At 34.4% G+C, this 2714-nt stretch carries 4 protein-coding genes; 1 reads left to right on the top strand and 3 read right to left on the bottom strand.

Annotated features, from left to right (window positions below; all coding sequences use genetic code 11):
• Positions 1-469: 469 nt before the first annotated feature.
• Genes NI467_RS14455 through NI467_RS14845 form a run of 3 tightly spaced genes read right to left on the bottom strand, consistent with a single transcriptional unit; the run spans position 470 to position 1460 of the window.
• Entirely contained in the window at positions 470-787 is a 318-nt protein-coding gene (locus tag NI467_RS14455) for a hypothetical protein (RefSeq protein WP_253153487.1), read from the bottom strand.
• A 54-nt stretch (positions 788-841) separates the two neighbouring features.
• On the bottom strand, positions 842-1156 hold the full coding sequence (locus NI467_RS14450; protein ID WP_152873599.1) for a DNA-binding transcriptional regulator: 315 nt from the start codon (positions 1154-1156) through the stop codon (positions 842-844).
• Positions 1137-1460 (bottom strand): hypothetical protein, encoded by a 324-nt coding sequence (locus tag NI467_RS14845; RefSeq protein ID WP_000288001.1) that lies wholly within the window; start codon positions 1458-1460, stop codon positions 1137-1139. The genes NI467_RS14450 and NI467_RS14845 overlap by 20 nt, the downstream gene beginning before the upstream one ends.
• Positions 1461-1603: 143 nt before the next feature.
• Here NI467_RS14845 and NI467_RS14445 point away from each other — a divergent pair, with 143 nt between their 5' ends.
• Positions 1604-1909 carry a hypothetical protein gene (locus tag NI467_RS14445; RefSeq protein WP_253153486.1) on the top strand — a complete coding sequence of 102 codons (306 nt, stop codon included), beginning with the start codon at positions 1604-1606 and terminating at the stop codon, positions 1907-1909.
• Positions 1910-2714: the final 805 nt, after the last annotated feature.

Genomic DNA, 2714 nt, shown 5'->3' with positions numbered 1-2714 from the left:
TATTTAACATAATAGAGCTTATACGAAACGTCTTTTAAAAAATTTTTATTTATCAATAATTTAAAAGCTCACCCTTGAGCACAAAATGCACAAAAATTAGCTTCTGTAATAAGTTGGTGAGTTTTTAAGCAACTTTGTAATATTTCGCCAATAAAATTGGTTAAAAAAATACTCAATTTCCGCATTTTTGCCCAAGTAATAAGACTCTTGCATCCGAAATTATCCCCATTTATTGTGGATAAAATTTAGGCTATTTTGTACGCCTTGGCGCACATCAATATCGGCCCTTTGCCGCTATCCGCGATACTGGAATTTTCCTATGATGAAGTCATACAGGAACAGGATGTTCCAGAACAGAAAACAACAATAATAAGTTTACACACCAGGATCGTGAGGTACGACAGGAGTCATACCTAGCAACCCAATACGAAAAACCCCGGCAGGATGCCGGGGTTTTTTATTGCCTAAACTAAGGCTGATCGGTAGTCAATTCACATTGGTTAATGAGCTTAATCAAAGTGTTTTGCACATATTCTTCAAACTCAATACCTTGTTCTTCCGTTATTTTTTCAATTTTTTTAAGAACATCACTATCTAATTCAAATTCTATTTTCTCTGATGTTTCCATTAGTAAATCATAGTTATTTTCGACCATCTTTTTGAACATTTCTTCTAAGTTGTTTCTCGATGATACCTTGAAAGATAGTCGTAAAGAGCTATTAATAATTTCAACATGAGTATATCCAATATATTCAGTCAATTTTCCTACAAATCCTAAATGCTTCATAATCATGCTCAAATATACTGAAAGGAAATAGCTCCCTACTAATAGCTATGTAAATTAAGCTAAACTTTCCTTTACAAACGTTGGATCAACAATAAATAACCTAATTAATGATGTTGCTGCACCAGAAGGTCTTCTCACACCTTGTTCCCAAGATTCTAATGTACGTTTGGAAACACCAAGGAGCTTAGCAAACTGTTCTTGTGTCAGCTGTGCCTTTCTACGTGCTAAAGCTACATCTGTTTCAGTAATTACTGTTCTTTTTGCAGCATTATTTGCCAACATATCATCGATGCCTTGTAAGATTTCAGCTTCAATATCTCTTGTTGCTTCAAAGGCTTCTAGTTCTTTTTCAGTCATTAAACGAGTCATTTAATTTCTCCACCAATGCTTGAAGGGTTTTCTTACTAAGTTGTACCGTTTGCTTTTTACTGTACAAGGTTAATAACCAAATCTCTCCATTCGTTAAACGATTAAAGTAGATGACTCTGACACCACCACTTTTGCCTCGACCACCGCTAGTCCATCTGATCTTACGAATGCCACCCGAATTAGGTTCGACATCTCCGGCCTCAGGATTTAATGCCAAGAATGTTTTAAATTCCTCATATTCTTCCTGAGTCCAATAAACAAGACAGTATTTGGTAAATAAAGGGGTTTCACATATTGTATACATTGCTTGTGTTTATACTACCTTGTAGTAGTTTATTTTATACTACTTTGTGGTACTTTTAAATATGAATGTGTAACTCGTAGGATGAAAGATGATGTATTATTTTGCAGAGGATCCCTTCTAGGTAATGTTACCTAGGAGGAAAAATGAAAAAACTGAAACATCATTACAAACAAGCAATACAGAGTAAGCGCCATAACTATTTTTGGGAAATCTATCCCAATGTCAGAAGTTCTGTATTTAAGAAATTTAGCACTCACCAAGAGCGTAGCTTTTATTTTCTGCATCGTATTGAATACAAGGACTATCCGCTTAAACTTCGTGTCGCACGTGGTACCGGTCTGCCTCATGATTGGGATGATTTACCAACTTATGTTTATGACGTTGCGAAAAGTTGGAAGCATAATTCCAAAAGAGCACATCAGTACTATAAAGAACATGAGCAAAAATAAAAAATGGGAGCTTTTAGCTCCCATTTTTTATTTCGCATAAGAGGTTTTATGTTAAATAATGGCTTTCATATGAGCTGATATTTCTAAACATAAACGCAATTTTATTAAGGTTGTTTAGATACCATGGAATCTAAATATCTCAATTGCTCATCCCTCTTTACTTTATTTTCATGTTTAATCACCGCTACTAGTAAAACTATGGTCATAGCTCCCGCTAGGTAGATGATCTTTTTTCTCATGATTTCCTTATAGTGAAGTTATTTTTTCCTATTTTATATAACATGATACAAGTCATATAAACAATCAAGTTATGAGATGTATACATCGCAATCTGATAGGTAATTTAAGGAATAAAAAAACCCCGGCATCCTGCCGAGGTTTTTCGTATTGGTTTGCTCGGTATAACTCCTGTCGTACCTTACTGTCCTTGTGCGTATCTGTATTCTTATTATTGTGTGGAACTTCCTGTTCCTGATGACTTCATCATAGTAAAAATGGGTTGAGGTGAATATCCGCAAAGTCCCTAAATTACTGTGCGCCAGGGCGTACAAAATAGCCTAAATTTTATCCACAAAAATTGGGGATAATTTCGGATGCAAGAGTCTTGTTACTTGGGCAAAAATGCGGAAATTGAGTATTTTTTAACCAATTTTAGTGGCTAAATATTACAAAGTTGCTTAAAAACTCACCTACTTATTACAGAAGCTAATTTTTGTTCATTTTGTGCTCAATGGTTGGTTTTTAAGTTGTTGATAAATAAAAATATTTTTAAAAGCGTTTCGTATAAGCTCTATTATGTTAAATA

Source organism: Acinetobacter sp. S4397-1, from assembly GCF_024129285.1.
GTDB lineage: Bacteria > Pseudomonadota > Gammaproteobacteria > Pseudomonadales > Moraxellaceae > Acinetobacter > Acinetobacter lwoffii_C.
Note: the sequence above shows the minus strand (reverse complement) of the source record. Positions and strands in the feature narration are given on the sequence as shown.

Bases quoted from the DNA above. Each gene is read 5' to 3' on its own strand.
- NI467_RS14455 (WP_253153487.1), bottom strand. From the start codon at position 787: ATGAAGCATTTAGGATTTGTAGGAAAATTGACTGAATATATTGGATAT.
- NI467_RS14450 (WP_152873599.1), bottom strand. From the start codon at position 1,156: ATGACTCGTTTAATGACTGAAAAAGAACTAGAAGCCTTTGAAGCAACA.
- NI467_RS14845 (WP_000288001.1), bottom strand. From the start codon at position 1,460: ATGTATACAATATGTGAAACCCCTTTATTTACCAAATACTGTCTTGTT.
- NI467_RS14445 (WP_253153486.1), top strand. From the start codon at position 1,604: ATGAAAAAACTGAAACATCATTACAAACAAGCAATACAGAGTAAGCGC.